Genomic DNA, 2,811 nt, shown 5'->3' with positions numbered 1-2,811 from the left:
TCCTTCAAGAGTTCCGGCAGCGCCACGGTCGAGGCGAGCGAGGTGTCCTTGAACATCGAAACGCAGTTGCTGGTCATCGGCGGGATGACGACGCGGATCGCTTGGGGCAGCACCACTTTGCGCAAAGTCAGGAGGAACGGCAGGCCAAGCGCCTGCGACGCCTCGAATTGGCCACGCGGAATGCTTTCGATGCCGGAGCGGAACACTTCTGCCGAGTAAGCCGACATGATGAAGGCGAAGGCCGTCACCGCCGAGGCCCAGGACGACAGGCGTATGCCGAGGAAGGGCAGCGCGTAGTAGATCAGGATCAGCACGACCAGCACCGGCAGGGCGCGGAAGATGTCGGTGTAGCCGACCGCGAGCCAGCGCAGCGGCTTCGGCGCATAGAGCCGCACCAGGCTGATCCCCAGGCCGATGGGGATCCCGATGCCGATGCTCAAAATGCCGAGCAGCAGCGTGTTCAGGAAGCCGCGCAGCAGCGCCGGCAGGCTGGACATGATGACATCGGGGTTGAAGAAGGTGTCGATCAGCGACATCGGAGCGTTCCCGAACCCCAGAGCGAAGAGTGCTCACGTTAAAATCAATTGGCCTCGTCGACGGCGAGGTGATCTGCGGCAGAAGCCGGCGCCAAAACGTGAAATGAATCGTGCCGGCCTGGAAAGCCGGCACGATGTCAGCGCAGCTTTCAGCTCAGGCCTTCGGCAGCGGCATTTCCTTCATGGTCGAAGAGTCGGCCGGCGCGTCGCTGCCGAACCACTTCTTGTGGATCGCGGCCAGGGTGCCGTCCTTCTTCATCGCGCTCAGCGCATCGTTCAGCTTGCCCAGCAGCGGGTGGTCCTTGGTCATCATCAGGCCGTATTGCTCACCGGTCTTGATGCGCTCCTTGACGACCAGGTCCTTCATCTTGGTGAAGGAATACTCCATGCCCGGAATGTCGCTGACGGCCGCATCGACGCGGCCGGCGCTGAGGTCGAGCAGCAGATTCTGCTGCGTGTCGTAGCCCTTCACGTCGCTGAAGCCATCGGCTTCCTGATGCGCCTTGACCCAGGTTTCGCCGGTCGAGCCGGACAGCACGCCGATGATCTTGCCCTTGAGGTCGGCCTCGGCCTTGATCGCGCTGTCGGTCTTGGTGGCGATGCCCATGTCGGAATCGTAATAGGGCTGGGTGAACGACTGTGACTTCAGCCGCTCCGCCGTGATGGTGATCGACGAGATGGCGACATCGATGCGCTTCGAGGTGGTGGCGGCAAACAGCGCCTGGAAGCCGAGGTCGGCGATGTCGGTGGTCATGCCGATGCGCTTGGCGGCTTCGTTGACGATGTCGACTTCAAAGCCTTCGAAAGTGCCGCTCTCGTTCTTGTACTCGAAGGGTGGATTGGTCGGGTAGGCGCCGACATTGAGCACATCGGCGGCATAAGCGGTGGCGGGGCCGGCGGCGATGCCGATGGCGGCGGCGAGAAGAAGCAATTTGCGACGTGTGAAGCTCATTTGTGTTCCCTCTGTTGTTGATCGGGCGGGTTGCTCCCGCACGGTTTTTTGCCGCCCCGCACCGCAGGGCGTCAATTCATGGCAGCGACCAATGCGGTCATGGTTGGCGACATTTTTTGTTGCAGATCGCGGATCTGCGCGCGCACTTCATCGAAGGCATGGCGCGCATTGGATGATGACTGGGACAGTATGAACGACAAGAACTGAGACTCCCACCCGGAGCACCCACGATGGACTGGCCGGCACGATGGACTGGTCTGCACGATGGACTGGCCGGCAAGCCCGTCCGGCAAAGGCAATCGCCATCGACTGTGGAATGCTTATCCAAAGTGCGGCGCTTTTCAAGGCGAAAGTTTTAAGCTTAAAAAGCTGCGGTGTCGGTTGCGTGGCGGACACCATGCGGCCCGCTGGAACCGATACCCGCGAGCGATGGCGACCCGAAGCTATTTCAGGCTTGAAATATCTCCGCGCGGGCCTAGCGTGTGCTCTCTCGCCGGGAGGTCGCGACATGAACAAACCACACCCTTTGCACGGCCCGAACAGACTGAAGCTTGGCGTCTTTTCGACCAATGCCGATGGCGGCCTTGCTATCACAGACGTTCCGGAACGCTGGACGGCGAGCTGGCAGGATAATGTGACGGCGGCTCAGATCGCCGACCGCGCCGGGCTGGAGTTCATGCTGCCGATCGCGCGCTGGCGCGGTTTTGGCGGCCGCAACAAGGTGCGGGAATGGTCGTTCGAGACCTTCACCTGGGCGGCGGCTCTTGCCATGGCCACCGAACAGATCGGGCTGTTCATGACCGTGCATGTGCCGCTGGTGCATCCGCTCTATGCCGCCAAGGCGCTGGCGACGGTCGACCATATCAGCCAGGGCCGCGCGGGCTTGAACATCGTCTGCGGCTGGAACCCGAAGGAATTCGGCATGTTTGGCACGCCTTTGGTCGAGAAGGGCTACGATCAGGCGGCCGAATGGATCGAAATCCTGGAAAAGCTTTATGCCTCGGCCGAGCCGCTCGACTATGAGGGCACCTATTACCGCCTCAAGGAAGCCGTCAGCCGGCCGGCCAGTCTGCAGGTTCCGCGCCCGGTGACCATGAACGCCGCCTTCGGTGGGCCGGGCCGCGATTTCGCCGCTGCCCGGTGCGACTATCTGTTCACGACCTTTTCCGAAATGGGCGATGCCGGCAAGCATGTCGCCGATATCCGCGAACGGGCCGACAAGGCAGGCCGCGACGTAGGCGTCTACACGGTTGCGCATGTCGTCTGCCGCCCGACGATGGAAGAGGCGCAGGCCTATTATAACAGCTATGCGGTCGATATGGC

4 protein-coding genes are annotated in these 2,811 nt (G+C 62.0%); 1 reads left to right on the top strand and 3 read right to left on the bottom strand.

What is annotated here, in order from left to right:
- The 3 genes from EN906_RS29600 to EN906_RS38850 all read right to left on the bottom strand — a co-directional run.
- The coding region (locus EN906_RS29600) for an amino acid ABC transporter permease (protein ID WP_164777451.1) at positions 1-536 on the bottom strand (536 nt) is incomplete at its 3' end.
- 154 nt (positions 537-690) lie between these two features.
- Positions 691-1,488: an ABC transporter substrate-binding protein gene (locus EN906_RS29595; RefSeq protein ID WP_127268313.1), complete on the bottom strand. Its 798-nt coding sequence runs from the start codon at positions 1,486-1,488 to the stop codon at positions 691-693.
- A 71-nt stretch (positions 1,489-1,559) separates the two neighbouring features.
- Complete coding sequence (locus tag EN906_RS38850) at positions 1,560-1,688, bottom strand: hypothetical protein (protein WP_256755016.1); 129 nt, start codon at positions 1,686-1,688, stop codon at positions 1,560-1,562.
- A 308-nt stretch (positions 1,689-1,996) separates the two neighbouring features.
- Between EN906_RS38850 and EN906_RS29590 the strand changes: the two genes are divergently transcribed.
- Positions 1,997-2,811, top strand: an 815-nt coding sequence (locus tag EN906_RS29590) for an LLM class flavin-dependent oxidoreductase (RefSeq protein WP_164777450.1), incomplete at its 3' end; no start/stop codon positions are given.

The organism is Mesorhizobium sp. M7A.F.Ca.CA.004.06.1.1 (assembly GCF_003999135.1).
Taxonomy (GTDB): Bacteria; Pseudomonadota; Alphaproteobacteria; order Rhizobiales; family Rhizobiaceae; genus Mesorhizobium.
Note: the sequence above shows the minus strand (reverse complement) of the source record. Positions and strands in the feature narration are given on the sequence as shown.